Raw genomic sequence first — 19147 nt, forward strand, 5'->3', positions numbered from 1 at the left:
CAACGAGCTGCGAAGAAGAGGGGAAGCCCATGTTTTTCTATGGGTTTGTCTGGAAATACAGCGATGCTGCAATATATCGCCAATTTGCCATCCGGCATGAACGGCATCCTATGCCATATTCCTTAGAACACGGTCCGCATGTCACTTCGCAGCGTACTCCGCGCACAAACAGCAGATTGCCACGCCGAGGTAGACAGGCTTTTCGGCACGTTCGATCTCTCCCATAGACAGCAATACAGGACATTCCTTCGCGCCCATGCCCGGATCGTGCCGGCCACCGAAGATGCCCTTGAGGATGCGGGGATCATCGGCCTGCTGCCCGACTGGCCGGAACGACGGCGCACGCAGCTGCTGTTGGCCGATATCCGGAAACTCGGCGATCCGTTGCCCCCGCTCCTTCCGCCGCCGGCATTGCACGGCGAGGCAGCGCTCTGGGGCGCCCTCTACGTGCTCGAAGGCTCCAAGCTCGGGGGCGCCCTGCTTGCCAAATCCGTGCCCGACCACCTGCCCGGCAGCTACCTCACACCGCAAGGTCCGAAGGGCGCCACGAGGATCTTCATGGATCGTCTCGATGCCAGCGGCATAGACGATCCCGCGGCCGCCATTTCCGCTGCCCGCGATGTTTTCGGCCTCTTTTTCAAAGCCGGGCAACTCGAACTGGAATCCGTCCCATGAGCGGCACGTTTGAACCGGTCGACCTCACCAACTGCGACCGCGAGCCGATCCATCAGCTCGGCGCGGTTCAGCCCTTCGGCTTTCTGCTGGCGATATCCTCGGACTGGATTGTCACGCGCGCCTCGGCAAATCTGGCGGAGTTCCTCGGAATTACCCAGGCCGACGCGCTCGGTCGTCCTGTCACCTCGCTGATCACGCCAGAGTCGCTCCACACAATCCGCAACAAGCTGACCACGCTGCGCGGTTCCGACGTCGTCGAGCGCATTTTCGGGATCGCCCTGACATCCGCTCATGACAGGTTCGATCTTGCCGTGCACATGAGTGACAGCGGGGTCATCATCGAAGGCGAGCGCTGTCAGGAAGACAGGCACGACGCCCCCTCCCTTTCCATGCGCAGCATGATGTCCCGTCTCGACCACACGGAAACGATGGAGGCTTTCTTTCGCGACGGGGCAAGACAGGCGCGCGCCCTGACCGGCTTCGATCGGGTCATGGTCTATCGCTTCGACGACAGCGGCTCCGGCGAAGTCGTGGCCGAAGCCGCCCGGGCCGGCATCGGTTCGTTCCTCGGACTGCACTATCCGGCATCCGACATTCCGGTGCAGGCGCGGGCGCTCTATCTGCGCAACCTGTTCCGCATCATTGCCGATGTCGACGCCGCTCCGGTCCCGATCCTGCCGCAACTCAACGAGAACGGACAGCCGCTCGATCTCTCTATGTCGGTATTGCGTTCGGTCTCGCCGATCCACATCGAATATTTGAAAAACATGGGCGTCGGCGCCTCGCTCTCCATATCGATCGTCGTTGACGGTAGGCTCTGGGGCCTGTTTGCCTGCCATCATTACGGTCCGCGCCTGCCCTCGGCCCAAAGCCGCTCGACCGCCGAACTGTTCGGCCAGATGTTTGCGTCGCGACTTGAAAGCCGCGAACGGCGGCTGGCGCTTGACTATGAGACCAAGGCACGCCGGATCGCCGACCGGCTTCTTACCTCCGTGGCCGACAATGCCAGCTTGCTCGACGATCCGGCCTGGCTGATCGAAGCGCTTGCCGACGCCATTCCTGCCGACGGCATCGGCGTCTGGATCAACGGCCGGCTGGCGCTTGCCGGCATCGGGCCGAATGAGAAAAGCTTCGCGGCCCTTGTCCGCCATCTCAACCGCAATGCCGCCGGCCGCATCTATTCCGTCGACAGGCTCGCCGAAACCTATCCAGATCTCGACCTCGACGAAGCGGTGGCAGGCATGCTCGCCATCCCGATCTCGCGCTCGCCGCGCGACTATGTCGTGCTTTTCCGCCAGGAGCTGGTGCGCACCGTCCGCTGGGGCGGCGACCCGCATAAGCCGGTGGAGTATGGTCCCAATGGCCCGCGCCTGACGCCGCGCAAGAGTTTCGAAGCCTGGTCGGAACTGGTGCGCGGCCGCTCCCTGCCTTTCACGGAGGCCGAGCGCCGGGTCGCCGAAACGATCCGCATCACGCTGATCGAAGTGGTGTTGCGCCTCACCGACGAGGCCAGCATGGCGCGCCAAGCCGCCAACGAGCGCCAGGAACTGCTGATCGCCGAACTGAACCATCGTGTCCGCAACATACTGAGCCTCATTACCGGCATCATTCGGCAATCGCAGGCGACGTCGGTCAGCGTTGGCGATTACATCCGCCAGATCGAGGGCCGCGTCCAGTCGCTCGCCCGCGCTCATGACCAGATCACCCGCGATCATTGGGCGCCGGCTTCGCTGCGGCAATTGCTGCTGGCCGAAACGGCCGCCTATCTCGGCAAGAACGCCCAACGTATTCAGTTGAGCGGAACGGACGTGCTGCTGGAACCGCAGGCCTTCTCCACTGCAGCCCTTGTTTTCCATGAACTGATGACCAACAGCGCCAAATATGGCAGCCTTTCCGGCACCGGCAGCGGCACCGTCCAACTCGGTTGGCACCGCGACGACGAAGGCAATCTGCACATTACCTGGCGGGAAAAGAACGGTCCGCCGGTCGTCGAACCCAAACGCCACGGTTTCGGTTCGACGATCATCCGCCGCTCGATTCCCTATGACCTCGGCGGCAAGGCGGAAGTTCGCTACAACAGAAATGGGGTCGAAGCAGATTTCTCTATTCCGGCCCGATATGTTGTCACAGCGACGAGCGAACGGTCAGATCCGGCTGCGACCGGCGCGGCCGATCATAAGACGATTGCCGGCGATCATCGACCGCTCTCCGGCCTGAACGTCCTGCTGGTGGAAAACAACCTGATCATTGCCATGGATGGAGAGGACATCCTGCGCCGCCTCGGCGCCGACGTGGCAACGGCGCCCAGTGTCGCCGAGGCGATGGAGATCCTGGCCGGCCAGTCCTTTGACCTGGCGCTTCTCGACGTCAATCTCGGCGATGAGACGAGTTTCGGAATAGCCGACCGACTGGCAGCTGAAGGCGTGCCCTTCGCTTTTGCCACAGGCTATGGGGAAGGCATTGCCCAGGCAAACAGCCACTCGGACGCGCCCGTGCTGCAGAAGCCCTATACGATGGACGGTGTGACAGACACCCTCGCCCGTCTGCCGCTTCTGAAAAAGCAATAAACGTCAACTCTCGGAGCGATCCGGGCGGAGCCCGCCGATGAAGAGCTGTTCCAGAAACCGCGCAGCATCCTCGAAGCGCCCCTCTCCGGAATGCTCCTGTCCGAGCACGGCACGCACCTGGACGTCGAAATCCGCGTAATGCTGCGTCGTCGACCAGATGGAGAAGATCAGGTGGTAGGGATCACATTTGGCGATCTTGCCTGATTTCGTCCAGGCGCGGATGACCTCCGCCTTCTCGTCGACCAGTTCCTTCAGCGGCCCCTTCAGCTCGTCCTCGATATGCGGAGCGCCCTGCAGCACCTCATTGGCGAAGAGCCGGCTTTCACGCGGAAAATCGCGGGCCATCTCCAGCTTGCGTCTGATATAGCTGCGGATTTCCTCTTCCGGATTGCCTTCGGCGTCGAAGGCGCGCAGCGGCTCCAGCCAGGTGTAGAGCACGCGATCGATCAGCGCCCGGTGCATCGCTTCCTTGGTGCGAAAATAATAGAGCAGGTTGGGTTTCGACATGCCGGCCACTTCGGCGATCTGGTCAATGGTCGAGCCGCGAAAGCCGCTTGCCGAAAACACGTCGAGCGCCGCCTCCAGGATCTGCTCTTCCTTCTCCTCCTGAATTCGCGTCCGCCTCAGGGTTTTCGCTGCTCTCGGTATGGTCACAGGCTGTCGTTTCCCCTTGAAATTCAACTTCTTCGCTCAAGTTTTAGCAGGAGGAACCCCTGCCGCTTTCTTGAGCAACTGCCCGTATTTTTATCGGCAATTTTCGTGATTTTCGTCTTGAGCCCGGCGGTGGAAGTTGTAATGTTTACCAATCGGTCAAATTATCCGCCAGATGAAAAACAAAGGCAACTGGCGATTTTCCGGCGCTCGACAAAACCAATAAGAGGCGTTGGAATAGACCACGGGAACAGGCGGGCATGCCACTTCACATGGCTGCCGCAAACAGGTGAGGGCTTGAAGAATGGTGGCAGCACCAGGCGAGAACATGCGCGTCAATGGCGACCGTCTCTGGGACAGTCTCATGGACATGGCGAAGATCGGCCCCGGCATTGCCGGCGGCAACAATCGTCAGACGCTGACGGATTCGGATGCCGAGGGCCGAAGCCTTTTCAAGACATGGTGCGACGACGCGGGCCTCGCCATGGGCATCGACCAGATGGGCACGATGTTCGCTACCCGCCCCGGCACTGATCCCGATGCCCTGCCCGTCTATGTCGGTTCGCATCTCGACACCCAGCCGACCGGCGGCAAATATGACGGCGTGCTCGGCGTGCTGGCTGCCCTCGAAGTCGTGCGCACCATGAACGATCTCGGCATCAAGACCAAACATCCCATTGTCGTCACCAACTGGACGAACGAGGAAGGCGCGCGTTTTGCCCCTGCCATGCTGGCCTCAGGCGTCTTCGCAGGCGTGCACAGCCTGGACTTTGCCTATAATCGCAAGGATCCCGAGGGCAATCTCTTCGGCGACGAACTGAAACGCATCGGCTGGCTCGGTGACGAAGAGGTCGGTGCCCGCAAGATGCACGCCTATTTCGAATATCACATCGAGCAAGGCCCGATCCTTGAGGCCGAAGACAAGCAGATAGGCGTCGTCACTCACTGTCAGGGCCTGTGGTGGCTGGAATTCACGCTAACCGGCAAGGAAGCCCATACCGGCTCGACGCCGATGAACATGCGCGTCAATGCCGGTCTTGCCATGTCGCGCATCCTGGAAATGGTTCAAGGCGTGGCGATGGGCGAGCAGCCGGGCGCCGTCGGCGGTGTCGGCCAGATGTTCTTTTCGCCGAACTCCCGCAACGTGCTGCCCGGCAAGGTCGTCTTCACCGTCGACATCCGCTCGCCCGACAAGGCCAAGCTCGACCGCATGCGGGCAAAGATCGAGGCCGAAGCGCCTGGCATCTGCGATGCGCTGGGTGTCGGCTGTTCCGTCGAGGCGATCGGCCATTTCGCGCCTGTTACCTTCGACGAAAAGCTCGTCACCGCAGTTCGCTCCGCCGCCGAACGCCTCGGCTACACCCACATGAACCTCATCTCCGGCGCCGGCCACGACGCCTGCTGGGCCGCCAAGGTCGCGCCTGCGACCATGGTCATGTGCCCCTGCGTCGGCGGCCTCTCGCACAATGAAGCGGAAGAGATTTCCAAGGAATGGGCGACGGCGGGCGCCGACGTGCTGTTCCATGCGGTCGTGGAGACGGCGGAGATCGTGGTGTGATGTCTAACGTCGCGCCCGGAGCCCCCTCATCCGCCCTTCGGGCACCTTCTCCCCGAGGGGAGAAGGGGGAAGCCGCAACGTCAGCCGCTCCCCTCTCCCCAGCGGGGAGACGGTGGCCCGAAGGGTCGGATGAGGGGGCTCCGGGCGCGACTAGAATTATCAAACAGGATATCCGTAAACATCGCCCAGCGAATACCGGACAAGCCCGCCAGCTTCGCCGCAACGAAACCGAAGAGGAATACCACCTCTGGGGTGACTTACGCGCACGACGCCTGAACCGCTACAAATTCGCGCGACAAGTTCCGGTCGGCCCCTTCATCGTCGATTTCCTCTGTCGCGAAGAGCGGATGATTGTAGAAGTCGATGGCTTCCAGGATGCCGAGAGCGCGACCGATCAACGCCGAACGGAATGGCTCAATACCAATGGTTATTCCGTGCTGCGCTTCTGGAATCAGGAAATCTCGCGTGAGCGGCGCTGGGTCCTGGAAACAATCCTGGCAGCACTGCAGGGCCGACTCGAACTCAGCTCCGAATTGCCGAACTTCTATTTCGCCAGCCGCTTCACAGATCAAGGATAGGGAACGATCATGACAACAGTCATCAAAAACGGCACCATCGTCACGGCCGACCTCACCTACAAGGCTGACGTCAAGATCGACGGTGGCAAGATCGTCGAGATCGGTCCGAACCTCTCGGGCGACGAGACGCTCGACGCCTCCGGCTGTTATGTCATGCCGGGTGGCATCGATCCGCACACCCATCTCGAAATGCCCTTCATGGGCACCTATTCCTCCGACGATTTCGAGAGCGGTACGCGCGCGGCGCTTTCCGGCGGCACGACCATGGTGGTCGATTTCGCCCTACCCGCTCCCGGCCAGTCGCTGCTGGAAGCGCTGACCATGTGGGACAACAAGTCGACGCGGGCCAATTGCGATTATTCCTTCCACATGGCGGTCACCTGGTGGAGCGAGCAGGTCTTCAAGGAGATGGAGACCATCGTCCGCGACAAGGGCATCAACACCTTCAAGCACTTCATGGCTTACAAGGGCGCGCTGATGGTCGACGACGACGAGATGTTCGCCTCGTTCCAGCGCTGCGCCGAACTCGGGGCGCTGCCGCTGGTGCATGCCGAAAACGGCGACGTCGTCGCCTCGATGTCGGCAAAGCTGCTTGCCGAGGGCAACAACGGCCCCGAAGCGCATGCCTATTCCCGCCCCGCCGAGGTGGAGGGCGAGGCCACCAACCGCGCCATCATGATCGCCGACATGGCCGGCTGCCCGGTCTATATCGTCCATACCTCCTGCGAGCAGGCGCATGAAGCGATCCGCCGTGCTCGCGCCAAGGGCATGCGTGTCTACGGCGAACCGCTGATCCAGCACCTGACGCTCGACGAGAGCGAATATTCCAATCCAGACTGGGACCACGCCGCCCGCCGCGTCATGTCGCCGCCCTTCCGCAACAAGCAGCACCAGGACTCACTCTGGGCCGGGCTTGCCTCCGGCTCGCTGCAGGTGGTCGCCACCGATCACTGCGCCTTCACCACGGCGCAGAAGCGTTTCGGCGTCGGTGATTTCACCAAGATCCCGAACGGCACTGGTGGCCTTGAAGACCGCATGCCGATGCTTTGGACCCGCGGCGTCAACACCGGCCGGCTGACGATGAACGAGTTCGTCGCCGTCACCTCGACCAACATCGCCAAGATCCTCAACATCTACCCGAAGAAAGGCGCGATCCTCGTCGGCGCCGATGCCGATATCGTCGTCTGGGATCCGAAGCGATCGAAGACCATCTCGTCCAAGAGCCAGCAGTCGGCGATCGACTACAACGTCTTCGAAGGCAAGGAAGTGACCGGCCTGCCGCGCTACACGCTGACGCGCGGCGTCGTCGCGATCGAGGAAAGCACCATCAAGACCCAGGAGGGCCATGGTGAATTCGTCCGGCGCGAACCGGTGACGGCCGTCAGCAAGGCACTCTCCACCTGGAAGGAGATCACCGCCCCCCGCAAGGTGACGCGCAGCGGCATTCCTGCGACCGGCGTGTGACGATGCTCCATGACCAAACCGCCATCAACCGGAGAACGGCGCCTTCATGTCGATGACCTCATGCCGGCACCAGCGCATCCAACTCCGGCAGCAGCACGACGCTTTCCTGCTCGTTCGGATCGGTGCGGGCGATGATCGCCGTGCACGGCGTGCTGCTGAGGTTTGCCGGCATATGCGGCACGCCGGCCGGGATGTAGAAGAGTTCGCCGGCATGGACGATAACGTGCTGCTCGAGCCGGTCTCCGTACCAGGTATGAGCCTCGCCGGAGAGCATGTAGATCGCCGTCTCATGCGCCTCGTGCAGATGCGCCTTGGCGCGCACGCCGGGCGGGATCGTCAGCAGGTGCATGCAGATGCCCTTGGCGCCCACCGTCTCGGCCGCGATCCCTTGGAAATAGCTGAGCCCCTGCTTGCCGTCATAGGCATGGTTGGGCCGAACGATGTGGCAGGTGGGTTTTGATGTCGCGTCCATTCTCTTCCTCCATAAAATGTGCCGCCGGCATGGCCTGCGGCGATGGTAACATGCAAACCGCCTCCCCGCGGCGAAAACAAGAACGGTCGCATTGATGCAAGCACCCTCCGTCGTATCCGCCAAGGATCTCTGTCTCACCTACCAGGCGAATGACGGCCCGGTGCGGGCTCTCAGCGATGTCAATCTCGATGTCCGCAAGGGCGATTTCGTCTCTTTCATCGGCCCCTCCGGCTGCGGCAAGACCACCTTCCTGCGTGTCATCGCCGATCTCGAAAAGAGCACTTCGGGCGAGATTTCGATCAACGGCATGACGCCGGAAGAAGCCCGCAAGGCCCGCGCCTACGGCTACGTCTTCCAGGCACCGGCGCTCTATCCCTGGCGCACCATCGAAAACAATATCGCCCTGCCGTTGGAGATCATGGGTTATTCCGGCGCCGACCGGACGAGGCGCATCGCTGAGGCGCTCGATCTTGTCAGCCTCACCGGCTTCGAGAAGAAATTTCCCTGGCAGCTTTCCGGCGGCATGCAGCAACGCGCCTCGATCGCCCGCGCGCTGGCCTTCGACGCCGACCTGTTGCTGATGGACGAGCCCTTCGGCGCGCTCGACGAGATCGTCCGCGACCATCTCAACGAAGAGCTCCTGAAACTCTGGGCCCGCACCAACAAGACCATCTGTTTCGTCACCCATTCCATCCCCGAGGCGGTCTACCTCTCGACCAAGATTGTGGTGATGTCGCCGCGCCCCGGCCGCGTGACCGACGTAATCGACTCGACGCTGCCGGCCGAGCGCCCGCTCGATATCCGTGACACCCCGGAATTCCTGGAGATCGCCCATCGTGTCCGCGAAGGGTTGAGGACGGGGCATAGCCATGAGGTTTAGGCGGTTGAGTTCGAGGCTTACCCTCCTCTGCCCTGCCGGGCATCTCCCTCACAAAGGGGGAGATCGGCAAGAGGATAGCACGTCGGTCGTCACTGATTCCACGCTGGATCAGGGGCCCTTCGTTGTTTGGAGAAGCCGTTTCCGCATATCGATCTCCCCCCTTGTGGGGGAGATGCCCGGCAGGGCAGAGGGAGGTGGCTACGCATTCGACCTCAAATGGGGGCAGTCGCTATGACACCCGACACCCTCAAAAACAAGATTGTCCCCGTCACCACCATCCTGCTTGCTCTTATCGCCATCTGGTATGTCGCAGCCGTTCTCATGAATGCGCCGTTCCAGCGCGATATGGACAGCCGCACCGGCGCCACACCGACGACGCTCGAATTCATCGGCAAGACGCTGGCGCAGCCGAAGCCGATCTTGCCGGCGCCGCATCAGGTGGCGCAGAACGTTTATGAGAACACCGTCCTGCGCAGCCTTTCGAGCAATCGCAGCCTCGTCTATCACAGCTGGGTGACGCTCTCCTCCACCCTGCTCGGCTTCGGCTTCGGCATGCTGCTCGGCATTCTTCTTGCGGTGCTGATCGTGCACAACCGCGCCATGGACCGCTCGCTGATGCCCTGGCTGGTGGCGAGCCAAACCATCCCGATCCTCGCCATCGCGCCGATGATCGTCATCATCTCCTACAATGTGCTGACCGGTGACAATGCGCTTGCGCATCTGTTAAACCTCGATTCCGACGCCTCCCGCCTCGTCTCCAAGGCGCTGATTTCCACCTACCTTTCATTCTTTCCCGTCGCCGTCGGCATGGTGAAGGGCTTGCGGTCACCTGAGATCATGCATCTCGACCTGATGCGCACCTATTATGCGAGCCCGATGCAGACCTTCTGGAAGTTGCGGGTTCCGGCCTCGATCCCCTTCCTCTTCACCTCGATGAAGGTCGCGATCGCCGCCAGCCTCGTTGGCGCCATCGTCGGCGAACTGCCGACAGGTGCGGTTGCCGGCATCGGCTCGAAGCTGCTGGCCGGCTCTTATTACAGCCAGACCATCGATATCTGGGCGGCTCTCGTCGCCGGGTCGCTGCTGGCAGGCATCCTGGTTGCGATCGTCGGCCTTGCGGCGAAGATCGTCGACCGTGCCATGGGCGGGAGGCCGGCATGAGACATCTGACCTTCTCTTGGCAGGGCGTGACCGCCCTCCTCTTCTGCATGGCAGCGCTTGTCACCCTGCCGCTTTTGGCCGAAGGCGCGGCGCAGCCCTTCACCGACGGCACGGCAAGCCTTGTCTTCACCATCGTCATGGCGGCTGCCCTGCTGTCCTTTGCACCGCAGCCGCCGGCCTATCGCGCCACCGTGCTGTTCATCGGCGCGCATGGCGCCGCCTGGATGCTGCTTTCCGCTCTCTCCGGCAATGAGGGCATGGCAACGCGGGCTTATTTCCTGCTGTTGTTTTCCTGCTGGCTGCTTGCCTGGCGATGCGTAACCGAGCTGTCGAAACTGCAGCCCGTCACTGCTTTGGGCAAATCGGCGCTCCAGTTGCTGATCCCGGCGATCTTCGGCGCCTGGATCCTCATCCTCTGGGAAGCCGCGACGCGCGGCGCCGGCATTCCCTTCATCATCCTGCCGCCGCCGAGCGCCATCGGCGCCCGTATCATGGCCTCTCTGCCGATCCTCGGTGCTGATGTCAGGCAGACGATCTTCAAGGCGGTGCTGATCGGTTATATCGTCGGCTGCCTCAGCGGCTTTGCCGTCGCGGTGCTGGCCGACCGCATCACCTTCCTGCGCCGTGGCCTGCTGCCGATCGGCAACATGGTGTCGGCCCTGCCGATCATCGGCGTGGCCCCGGTCATGGTCATGTGGTTCGGCTTCGACTGGCCGTCGAAAGCAGCCGTCGTCATCATCATGACTTTCTTCCCGATGCTGGTGAATACCGTCGCCGGCCTTGCCGCCTCCGGCAGCATGGAGCGCGACCTGATGCGCACTTATGCCTCGAGCGACTGGCAGACGCTGCTCAAGCTCAAGCTTCCGGCCGCCATGCCCTTCATTTTCAACGCACTGAAGATCAACTCGACGCTGGCGCTGATTGGTGCCATCGTTGCCGAATTCTTCGGAACGCCGATCGTCGGCATGGGCTTTCGCATCTCCACAGAGATCGGCCGCATGAATGTCGACATGGTTTGGGCGGAAATCGCTATCGCGGCGCTGGCCGGATCGATCTTTTATGGCATCATCGCCCTGACCGAACGGGCGGTGACGTTCTGGCATCCGTCTATCCGTGGTGGCTAGGCGCGCCCGGGCTTCGCAAATGGGGTACGGGCATAACTTCAGAGGGTAAGGATAAGAAAATGAAAAAGTTGATGGTTGCAATGATGGCGAGCGCGATGACGCTTGCCGCTGCCCAGGCGATGGCCGCCGACAAGGTGGTGCTGCAGCTGAAATGGGTCACGCAGAGCCAGTTCGGCGGTTATTACGTTGCCAAGGACAAGGGCTTCTACAAGGAAGAAGGCCTCGACGTCGATATCAAGCCGGGCGGCCCCGATATCGCCCCTGAGCAGGTGATCGCCGGCGGCGGCGCCGATGTCATCGTCGATTGGATGGGCGGCGCCCTGGTTGCCCGCGAAAAGGGCGTTCCGCTCGTCAACATCGCCCAGCCCTACCAGAAATCGGGCCTGGAGATGATTTGCCGCAAGGATGGCCCGGTCAAGACCGAAGCCGACTTCAAGGGCCACACGCTCGGCGTCTGGTTCTTCGGTAACGAATATCCTTTCTTCGCCTGGATGAACAAGCTGGGTCTGTCGACGGAAGGCGGCGCGAACGGCGTCACCGTGCTGAAGCAGAGCTTCGACGTGCAGCCGCTCGTCCAGAAGCAGGCTGACTGCATCTCTGTGATGACCTACAATGAATACTGGCAGGCGATCGATGCCGGCTTCAAGCCGGAGGAACTGACGGTCTTCAACTATACCGAGATGGGCAACGACCTGTTGGAAGACGGCCTCTATGCGATGGAAGACAAGCTGAAGGACCCGGCCTTCAAGGAGAAGATGGTCAAGTTCGTCCGCGCCTCAATGAAGGGCTGGAAATATGCGACCGAAAATCCGGACGAAGCCGCCGAGATCGTCATGGACAATGGCGGTCAGGACGACAATCACCAGAAGCGGATGATGGGCGAAGTCGCCAAGCTGGTCGGTGACGGCTCAGGCAAGCTGGACGAAGCGCTCTATGCCCGCACCACAAAGGCGCTGCTCGACCAGAAGATCATCAACAAGGAGCCCTCCGGCGCCTGGACGCACGACATTACCGACGCCGCAGCCAAGTAATCGCGGCAAACAATGCGAAAACGAAACGCGCGGGAGATCTCCGCGCGTTTCTTTTATCCACCTGATAAAAAACACCTTGCAACTGTCGCATTTGTCGGGCGTCAAACGTCATAGGGGAACAGGATCAATCATCGTCATGTTCACATAACCCTCCGGTGATTGATTCAGGTTTCGATGGTAATTATTATCGGCTCATGGGGAATTGTTTTCTGCCGGGCTTGCATATCGAGCAAATCGATACCAATTAAAAGCCGATTTGCCGGCGAGGGACGAAGACGGCAATGATGTGCGGATACCCCTGAGAATGCAGGAAAGGCAGTGGCCTGGTCGCGAGCTGAGTGGCAGACGCGCGAGTTCGGCTAAGCTTGTTACAAGATTGGACGAAGACGCATGGCACGCAAGCCGATTGAAATTCTAGGCGCCGCTACCTTTTTTGCAGCAGCTCTCGCTGCATCCACGGCATTTTCGCAGGAAAAGCCGGTCGAAAAACCGCAGCAGAATCTGCCGGCGATCGTCGTCACCAAGGCTGTGAATCGCACGCTCGTCGACCGTGTCATCGGCACGGGAACGATCAAGCCCGTCGAGGAAGTTTATATTCAACCGCAGGTCGAAGGCCTGTCGATCCGTACGTTGAAAGCCGATGTCGGCGACAAGGTTGAGGCGGAAAGCACGTTGGCGACGCTCAACGACGACGCGCTGGTGCTGGAGAAGAGCCAGATGATGGCGACGAAAGCCAAGGGTGAGGCAAGCCTCGCCCAGCTGCGCGCCCAGCTCATCGAGGCGCAGGCCAATGCCGAACAAGCAAGGCAGCAGCAGGCCCGCGCCCAGGAAATGGTCAAGAAGGGTACGGTTTCCACCGCTCAGGTCGAGCAGGCCGATGCGACGGCCGCCGCCGCCAATGCCCGCGTCGTCTCCGCCGAACAGGCGATCGAGGTTGCCGAGGCCGATCTCAAGGTCTTCGACAGCCAGATCGCCGATGCGGATCTGAAGCTGGCGCGCACCGATGTGAAGACGCCGGTGGCCGGCACGGTCTCGGCGAAGAACGCCAAGGTCGGCGCCATTGCCGCCGGCAACGGCGACCCGCTGTTCACCCTCATCCGCGACGGCGATGTCGAGCTTGTCGCAGAGGTCGCCGAAAGCGACATCGTCAGGGTCGTGGCCGGCCAGAAGGCAGCGATTTCGCTTTCCGGCAGCCGCGAGAAGCTATCTGGCGCCGTGCGCCTGGTATCGCCGACCGTCGATCCCACCACCCGCCTCGGTCTCGTCCACATCTCGATCGACGACGACAGCAAGGCGCGCTCCGGCATGTATGGCAGCGCCGAGGTCATCGTTCGCGAGACGGAGGGCGTATCGCTTCCGCTGACCGCCGTGCTCACCGGCAACGAAGGCTCGTCGGCCCGCAAGGTCGAGGATGGCGTGGTGAAATTCGCCAAGGTCGAGACCGGCATCCAGGACGGTGCCTATGTCGAGATCGTCGATGGATTGAAGAGCGGCGACGAGGTCGTGGCCAAGGCGGGCGCTTACGTCCGTGACGGCGACCACATCACGCCGGTGCGTGAACAGCCCCCGGCTTCCAACTAAAGAGACCATCCGATGAATTTTTCAGCCTGGTCCATTCGAAACCCGATCGCGCCGCTGCTGGCCTTCTGCCTGTTGATATTCATCGGCATGCAGTCCTTCAATAAGCTGCCGATCACGCGCTTCCCGAACATCGACGTTCCGCTTGTTTCGATCAGCGTCACGCAGAGCGGCGCTTCGCCGGCCGAACTCGAAATGCAGGTGACGAAGGAGATCGAAGACGCAATCGCCTCCATCACCGGCATCGACGAAATCCAGTCGACGGTGACCGACGGCAGCTCGCAGACCAACGTCATGTTCCGCATGGAAGTGCCGACGGAACAGGCCGTGCAGGACGTCAAGGATGCGATCGACCGCATTCGCAGCGATCTGCCGGCGACCGCCGAGGCACCGATCGTCACCAAGGTCGATGTCGAGGGCCAGGCGATCCAGACCTTCGCAGTGTCCTCTCCCGACATGTCACTGGAAGAACTCTCCTGGTTCGTCGACGATACTGTCAAGCGTGCGTTGCAGGGTCAGGCCGGCATCGGCCGCGTCGACCGTTACGGCGGCGCCGAGCGCGAAGTGCGCATCGAACTCACCCCCGGCAAGCTCGATGCACACGGCATCACCGCCGCCAGCGTCAACCAACAGCTGCGCGGCACCAACGTCGATCTCGGCTCCGGCCGCGGCCAGGTGGCCGGCAGCGAACAGGCAATCCGCGTTCTCGGCGACGCCCGCAACGTCGCCGAACTTGCCGATACGACCATTGCGCTGCCGAACGGCCGTTTCGTCAAGCTGTCCGATCTCGGCGTCATCAAGGACACCTACGAGGAGCCGAAATCCTTCTCGCGCTTCAACGATACGCCTGTTGTCACCTTCGGCGTCTTCCGCTCGAAGGGCGCCAGCGAAGTCAGCGTCGCCGAAACCGTCGCGCAGAGCCTCGACAAGGTCCGCAGCGAAAACCCGAACGTGAAGATCGAACTGATCGACGATTCGGTTTATTTCACCTACGGCAACTACGAAGCCGCCATCCACACGCTGCTCGAAGGCGCGCTGCTTGCGGTCATCGTCGTTCTGCTGTTCCTCCGGAACTGGCGCGCGACGCTGATTTCGGCCATCGCCCTGCCGCTGTCGGCGATCCCGACCTTCTGGGTCATGGACATGATGGGCTTCTCGCTGAACCTCGTCAGCTTCCTCGCCCTGACGCTGGCGACAGGTATTCTGGTGGACGACGCGATCGTCGAAATCGAGAACATTGCCCGCCATATCAAGATGGGCAAGACGCCCTACCGGGCGGCGATCGAGGCGGCCGATGAAATCGGCCTTGCCGTCATCGCCACCACCTTCACCATCATCGCCGTCTTCGTGCCGGTTTCATTCATGCCGGGCATTCCCGGCCAATACTTCATCCAGTTCGGCCTGACCGTCGCCTTCTCCGTCTTCTTCTCGCTGATGGTCGCACGCCTCATCACCCCGATGATGGCCGCCTATCTGATGCGTGCAGAAGATGGCGTCGACGACCATCATGACAATGACAGCCTGCTGATGCGTGGATACACCCGACTCATCCGCGGCACGACGGGGCGCTGGTACACGCGTTATGCGACCTTGCTTGTCGCGTTTGGCTTCCTGATCGGCTCGGTTTTGCTGCTGATGCAGGTTCCGGGCAGCTTCCTGCCGCCCGAAGACGCTTCACGAATCGTTCTCTCCGTCGAATTACCGCCCAATGCAAGGCTTGACGACACCGAGAAGACGACGGATGCGATCTATGACAGGGTCAAGGATATCAACGGCGTCGAAAGCGTCTTCGTCCTCGGCGGCGCATCTCCGAAGGGCGACCTCGAACTGCGTCGTGCAACCATCACGCTGGCACTCCATAAGCTCGACCAATCGCTGATCAAGAAGATGGTCAACGACGGGCTCGGCCACATCCCCCTCATCGGCCCGATGCTGCCGAAAGTGGAAGTCCACGGCCGCGAGCGTCCGCAATGGAATATTGAAAAGGAAGTCTTCGCCAAGCTGCGCGACATTCCCGACGTTCATATCCTGAAGCTTAACGACCGCGGCGAACGCGACCTCTCCTTCAACTTCCTTTCCAAGAACGAGAAGGACCTGAACGACGCCGTCGGCATCCTGGAATCCAAGCTCCGCGCCGATCCGCTGCTTGCCAATGTCAGCGCCGACGGCGCCCTGCCTCGTCCGGAACTGCAGGTATATCCACGCAAGGACGAAGCCGCACGCCTCGGCATCACGCCGCAGCAGATTTCCGAGACGATCCGTGTCGCCACCATCGGCGATGTCGATGCCGCCCTTGCCAAGATCTCGCTCGACGATCGCCAGATCCCGATTCGGGTGCAGGCGGCAGTTGACATGCGCCGCGATCTCTCAGCCATCCGCGCATTGAAGATCCAGACCGCCAGCGGCGGCACCGTTCCGCTCGCGAGCGTCGCCAATATCGACTACTCCGAGGGCGTAAGCTCGATCAAGCGCAACAACCGTTACCGCGTCGTCTCAATCGGCTCCGATCTGCCGCAGGGTGTAGCCCTCGACACGGCTTCGGCCCGTTTCCGCGAGATCGTCAAATCAGCCAACATCCCGGCCTCCGTGCACCTTGCCGAAAGCGGCGACACCAAGGTGCAGACCGAGATGCAGCAGAGCTTCGTCAACGCCATGTTGATGGGTCTGTTGCTGGTGTTGACGGTGCTGATCCTGCTTTTCAAGGACGTGATCCAGCCCTTCACCATCCTGTTCTCGCTGCCGCTTGCCATCGGCGGCGTCGCGGCGGCTCTGATCATCACCAGCAATCCGCTGTCGATGCCCGTCATGATCGGCATTCTGATGTTGATGGGTGTCGTCACCAAGAACGCCATCCTGCTCGTCGATTTTGCGATCGAGATGCGCCATCAGGGCATGGCTCGTGTCGAGGCCATGGTCGAAGCCGGCCGCAAGCGCGCCCGGCCGATCATCATGACCTCGATCGCCATGTCGGCGGGCATGCTGCCTTCGGCGCTCGGTGTCGGCGAAGGCGGCTCGTTCCGCGCGCCGATGGCAATCGCGGTGATCGGCGGCATCATCGTCTCGACGGTGCTCTCGCTGGTCGTCGTGCCTTCCTTCTTCCTGATCATGGACGATCTGTCCCGCCTGCTCGGTTGGATGTTCGGACGCTTGGTCGGCCGGAAAGACGAGGAGGAGCTGCCGCTGTCGCGCGAGGATCTCACCCGTGTTACCCGCGAAAACCGCGAAGACATCGACTCGCTGGAGGAGCGGCTGACCGCGATCGAAAAGCCGGAAAGCAAGCGCAAGAGCGCCAACGACACCAACGTGCTCCGCTTGCCGCCTTTCGCAGCAGAATGAGCAAAACTCAGAACATGAACGGGCCGGGAGTGATCTCCCGGCCCGTTTCATTTTGCCGTTCGCGCCGCCATCCGCAGCGTCGGTCGACAGCGGCAGGTCTTCTCGTCAGAGCCCGCCCTGCTCCCTGATAAAACTGACGATCGAGCTAACGCCGTCACCGCGTTTCATGTCGGAGAAGACGAAGGGGCGGCTTGCGCGCATGCGCGTCGCATCCCGGTCCATTACCTCGAGATCGGCACCGACATAGGGCGCCAGATCCTTCTTATTGATGACGAGAAGGTCCGACCGGGTGATGCCGGGCCCGCCCTTGCGCGGGATTTCCTCGCCCTGGCAGACGGAGATGACATAGATGGTGATATCGGCAAGATCGGGCGAAAAGGTCGCCGCCAGATTGTCGCCGCCGGATTCGATGAAGACCACGTCGAGATCCGGGATCCGCTGGTTGAGGCCGGCGATCGCCTGAAGATTAATCGTCGCATCCTCGCGAATGGCGGTGTGCGGGCAGCCGCCGGTCTCGACGCCGACGATCCGGTCCGAAGGCAGTGCCTGCATGCGCACCAGCGCCTCGGCATCCTCGGTCGTGTAGATGTCGTTGGTAACAACGGCGACGGAATAGTCGTCGCGCATCGCCTTGCAGAGCTTTTCGGTCAGCGCCGTCTTGCCCGAACCGACCGGTCCGCCGATGCCGACCCGCAGAGGTCCGTTTCTTGATTTCATATGCCTTACTCCAATCGAACCCGATGATAGCGACGCCGAGGCCACACGCCACCGTCAAATGACGCAGATGCTCGGATAATTTACGCCATCACGAACGGAACAGCCGCGTCGCCTGCGTCTCATGCCGCAGGCCGGCAATATCGGCCTGCACCGTCGCCGAGCCGAGATCGTCGAGCGACGAGACCGCTGCCCGCCGCGCGACCTCGGTGATGCTCTCTTCAAGACCGGCGAGCACGGCAACACCGTCCTTCTGACCGGTGACGCCGAGGCGGATGCCTGAGGAAACCGCCTGCGAGGCATAGGCATGCAGGAAGACGGCGAGCGCCTTCTCAGCCCCGATGCCGTGCGCGCCGGTGACAGCCCCGACCGCGACGGGATAGGCCGCCTTGTCAGGCAGCCTTTCGAACACACCATCCGGCCAGGCGCGTGCCGCCGCCAGGAAGGCCTCGCCGAGCAGCATAGTTTCCTGATGGCGCTCGCGCGATCCGGCCAGCGCCTCCGCGAGCGCAGCGATCTCGGCAAGGCGCTCTGGCTCTTCCTGCCACCTGTGGCTTTCGGCCAAAAGTACCGCATCGTTCCAAACCGAGCCATGGCCGATCAGCGTGCCGATCCAGGCCGCCAGCGAGGCGGCATCGGTGACCAGCCCGTCGGCCACCGCCCGCTCCAGCCCGCCCGAATAGGCAAAGCTGCCGACCGGAAAGGCCGGCGAAAGCCATGCCGTCAGGCGCAACAATGCCTGCAGCTCACAATCTCCAGTCATCGAGCCTCAGTCGTGTTTATGGTCGTGATGATGCCCGTGATCGTGGTCATGGTCGTGATCACATCCCGGCCCATGCACATGCTCGTGGCCGTGATCATCTTTGTGCTCATGCCCGTGGTCATGAGCCGCATGACCTTGATCGCGCGAATGCGCGTCATGGGAATGATAGGCGCCGCGCGCCGGCTGGAAGGGTTCGTCGATGTCGAGGACGGTAGCGCCGAGCCCCTGCAGCATGCTGCGGATGACGTGGTCGCGCAGGATGACGATACGGCCTTCCTCGATCTGCGCCGCGAGATGGCGGTTGCCGAGATGCCAGGCAAGCTCGACCAGATGTGTGCGATCGCGGCCGCGAATTTCGAAGAGCTTCTCATCGGCCGCGAGAATCTCGATCAGTTCACCGTCGTCGCGCACCAGCAGGTCGCCATTGGCGAAAAGCACCGGGGCCTTGAGATCGAGCATGACCATCTCGCCATTTTCCAGATGCAGCAGCTTGCGGCGCAGATGGCGCAGATCGTGCGGCAGCTTGACCTGGGCGATCGGATGGGAGGACGGGGTTCCGGCGGGAAGATAGGAGGTAACGCGCTGCATGATATGT

General features: G+C 61.8%; 16 protein-coding genes. 11 read left to right on the forward strand and 5 right to left on the reverse strand.

Features of this window, described 5'->3' with window-relative positions; all coding sequences use genetic code 11:
* Nucleotides 1-138 precede the first annotated feature (138 nt).
* Both K6N12_RS24170 and K6N12_RS24175 read left to right on the forward strand, forming a co-directional pair.
* Entirely contained in the window at nucleotides 139-675 is a 537-nt protein-coding gene (locus tag K6N12_RS24170) for a biliverdin-producing heme oxygenase (RefSeq protein WP_097629095.1), read from the forward strand.
* Nucleotides 672-3242, forward strand: coding sequence for an HWE histidine kinase domain-containing protein (locus tag K6N12_RS24175; protein ID WP_097629096.1), 2571 nt, complete (start codon nucleotides 672-674; stop codon nucleotides 3240-3242). The genes K6N12_RS24170 and K6N12_RS24175 overlap by 4 nt, the downstream gene beginning before the upstream one ends.
* 3 nt (nucleotides 3243-3245) lie before the next feature.
* On the opposite strand, the gene K6N12_RS24180 is transcribed toward K6N12_RS24175, so the two are convergent.
* A complete protein-coding gene (locus tag K6N12_RS24180; RefSeq protein WP_003590606.1) occupies nucleotides 3246-3923 on the reverse strand; it encodes a TetR family transcriptional regulator C-terminal domain-containing protein in 678 nt (225 codons plus the stop codon).
* Nucleotides 3924-4197: 274 nt separating this feature from the next.
* On the opposite strand from K6N12_RS24180, the gene K6N12_RS24185 reads away from it, so the two are divergent.
* From K6N12_RS24185 to hydA, 3 genes are read left to right on the forward strand one after another with little or no spacing between them, the layout of a single operon-like run.
* Nucleotides 4198-5451: a Zn-dependent hydrolase gene (locus K6N12_RS24185; protein ID WP_097629097.1), complete on the forward strand. Its 1254-nt coding sequence runs from the start codon at nucleotides 4198-4200 to the stop codon at nucleotides 5449-5451.
* Nucleotides 5451-6029 (forward strand): endonuclease domain-containing protein, encoded by a 579-nt coding sequence (locus K6N12_RS24190; protein ID WP_097629098.1) that lies wholly within the window; start codon nucleotides 5451-5453, stop codon nucleotides 6027-6029. Before K6N12_RS24185 ends, K6N12_RS24190 begins: the two co-directional genes overlap by 1 nt.
* Before the next feature lie 9 nt (nucleotides 6030-6038).
* Nucleotides 6039-7493 carry a dihydropyrimidinase gene (hydA, locus tag K6N12_RS24195; RefSeq protein WP_097629099.1) on the forward strand — a complete coding sequence of 485 codons (1455 nt, stop codon included), beginning with the start codon at nucleotides 6039-6041 and terminating at the stop codon, nucleotides 7491-7493.
* A 58-nt stretch (nucleotides 7494-7551) separates the two neighbouring features.
* On the opposite strand, the gene K6N12_RS24200 is transcribed toward hydA, so the two are convergent.
* The gene (locus K6N12_RS24200) at nucleotides 7552-7965 is read right to left on the reverse strand and encodes a cupin domain-containing protein (RefSeq protein ID WP_012558715.1); all 414 of its coding nucleotides are present in this window, start codon (nucleotides 7963-7965) and stop codon (nucleotides 7552-7554) included.
* 94 nt (nucleotides 7966-8059) lie between these two features.
* Between K6N12_RS24200 and K6N12_RS24205 the strand changes: the two genes are divergently transcribed.
* The 6 genes from K6N12_RS24205 (at nucleotide 8060) to K6N12_RS24230 (ending at nucleotide 17075) form a co-directional block, all read left to right on the forward strand.
* Entirely contained in the window at nucleotides 8060-8845 is a 786-nt protein-coding gene (locus K6N12_RS24205; protein WP_097629100.1) for an ABC transporter ATP-binding protein, read from the forward strand.
* 231 nt (nucleotides 8846-9076) lie between these two features.
* Nucleotides 9077-10006 (forward strand): ABC transporter permease, encoded by a 930-nt coding sequence (locus K6N12_RS24210; RefSeq protein ID WP_097629102.1) that lies wholly within the window; start codon nucleotides 9077-9079, stop codon nucleotides 10004-10006.
* A complete protein-coding gene (locus tag K6N12_RS24215) occupies nucleotides 10003-11130 on the forward strand; it encodes an ABC transporter permease (protein WP_097629103.1) in 1128 nt (375 codons plus the stop codon). Before K6N12_RS24210 ends, K6N12_RS24215 begins: the two co-directional genes overlap by 4 nt.
* 59 nt (nucleotides 11131-11189) lie before the next feature.
* Nucleotides 11190-12161: an ABC transporter substrate-binding protein gene (locus K6N12_RS24220; protein WP_097629104.1), complete on the forward strand. Its 972-nt coding sequence runs from the start codon at nucleotides 11190-11192 to the stop codon at nucleotides 12159-12161.
* A gap of 390 nt (nucleotides 12162-12551) precedes the next feature.
* Nucleotides 12552-13742: an efflux RND transporter periplasmic adaptor subunit gene (locus K6N12_RS24225; protein ID WP_097629105.1), complete on the forward strand. Its 1191-nt coding sequence runs from the start codon at nucleotides 12552-12554 to the stop codon at nucleotides 13740-13742.
* Between the two features lie 12 nt (nucleotides 13743-13754).
* Entirely contained in the window at nucleotides 13755-17075 is a 3321-nt protein-coding gene (locus K6N12_RS24230) for an efflux RND transporter permease subunit (RefSeq protein ID WP_097629106.1), read from the forward strand.
* A gap of 105 nt (nucleotides 17076-17180) precedes the next feature.
* Here K6N12_RS24230 and ureG read toward each other — a convergent pair whose 3' ends face one another.
* The 3 genes from ureG to K6N12_RS24245 form a co-directional block, all read right to left on the reverse strand.
* On the reverse strand, nucleotides 17181-17792 hold the full coding sequence (gene ureG / locus K6N12_RS24235) for an urease accessory protein UreG (protein ID WP_097629107.1): 612 nt from the start codon (nucleotides 17790-17792) through the stop codon (nucleotides 17181-17183).
* Between the two features lie 88 nt (nucleotides 17793-17880).
* Nucleotides 17881-18552 (reverse strand): urease accessory protein UreF, encoded by a 672-nt coding sequence (locus K6N12_RS24240; RefSeq protein WP_097629108.1) that lies wholly within the window; start codon nucleotides 18550-18552, stop codon nucleotides 17881-17883.
* A 6-nt stretch (nucleotides 18553-18558) separates the two neighbouring features.
* Nucleotides 18559-19140: an urease accessory protein UreE gene (locus K6N12_RS24245; protein ID WP_097629109.1), complete on the reverse strand. Its 582-nt coding sequence runs from the start codon at nucleotides 19138-19140 to the stop codon at nucleotides 18559-18561.
* Nucleotides 19141-19147 lie beyond the last annotated feature (7 nt).

It is taken from the genome of Rhizobium redzepovicii (assembly GCF_019793435.1).
GTDB classification, from domain to species: domain Bacteria; phylum Pseudomonadota; class Alphaproteobacteria; order Rhizobiales; family Rhizobiaceae; genus Rhizobium; species Rhizobium redzepovicii.

What these genes read in the sequence shown, in the direction of transcription:
- K6N12_RS24170 (WP_097629095.1), top strand. Translation starts at nt 139, where the DNA reads ATGTCACTTCGCAGCGTACTCCGCGCACAAACAGCAGATTGCCACGCC.
- K6N12_RS24175 (WP_097629096.1), top strand. Translation starts at nt 672, where the DNA reads ATGAGCGGCACGTTTGAACCGGTCGACCTCACCAACTGCGACCGCGAG.
- K6N12_RS24185 (WP_097629097.1), top strand. Translation starts at nt 4,198, where the DNA reads ATGGTGGCAGCACCAGGCGAGAACATGCGCGTCAATGGCGACCGTCTC.
- K6N12_RS24190 (WP_097629098.1), top strand. Translation starts at nt 5,451, where the DNA reads ATGTCTAACGTCGCGCCCGGAGCCCCCTCATCCGCCCTTCGGGCACCT.
- hydA (WP_097629099.1), top strand. Translation starts at nt 6,039, where the DNA reads ATGACAACAGTCATCAAAAACGGCACCATCGTCACGGCCGACCTCACC.
- K6N12_RS24200 (WP_012558715.1), bottom strand. Translation starts at nt 7,965, where the DNA reads ATGGACGCGACATCAAAACCCACCTGCCACATCGTTCGGCCCAACCAT.
- K6N12_RS24205 (WP_097629100.1), top strand. Translation starts at nt 8,060, where the DNA reads ATGCAAGCACCCTCCGTCGTATCCGCCAAGGATCTCTGTCTCACCTAC.
- K6N12_RS24210 (WP_097629102.1), top strand. Translation starts at nt 9,077, where the DNA reads ATGACACCCGACACCCTCAAAAACAAGATTGTCCCCGTCACCACCATC.
- K6N12_RS24215 (WP_097629103.1), top strand. Translation starts at nt 10,003, where the DNA reads ATGAGACATCTGACCTTCTCTTGGCAGGGCGTGACCGCCCTCCTCTTC.
- K6N12_RS24220 (WP_097629104.1), top strand. Translation starts at nt 11,190, where the DNA reads ATGAAAAAGTTGATGGTTGCAATGATGGCGAGCGCGATGACGCTTGCC.
- K6N12_RS24225 (WP_097629105.1), top strand. Translation starts at nt 12,552, where the DNA reads ATGGCACGCAAGCCGATTGAAATTCTAGGCGCCGCTACCTTTTTTGCA.
- K6N12_RS24230 (WP_097629106.1), top strand. Translation starts at nt 13,755, where the DNA reads ATGAATTTTTCAGCCTGGTCCATTCGAAACCCGATCGCGCCGCTGCTG.
- ureG (WP_097629107.1), bottom strand. Translation starts at nt 17,792, where the DNA reads ATGAAATCAAGAAACGGACCTCTGCGGGTCGGCATCGGCGGACCGGTC.
- K6N12_RS24240 (WP_097629108.1), bottom strand. Translation starts at nt 18,552, where the DNA reads ATGACTGGAGATTGTGAGCTGCAGGCATTGTTGCGCCTGACGGCATGG.
- K6N12_RS24245 (WP_097629109.1), bottom strand. Translation starts at nt 19,140, where the DNA reads ATGCAGCGCGTTACCTCCTATCTTCCCGCCGGAACCCCGTCCTCCCAT.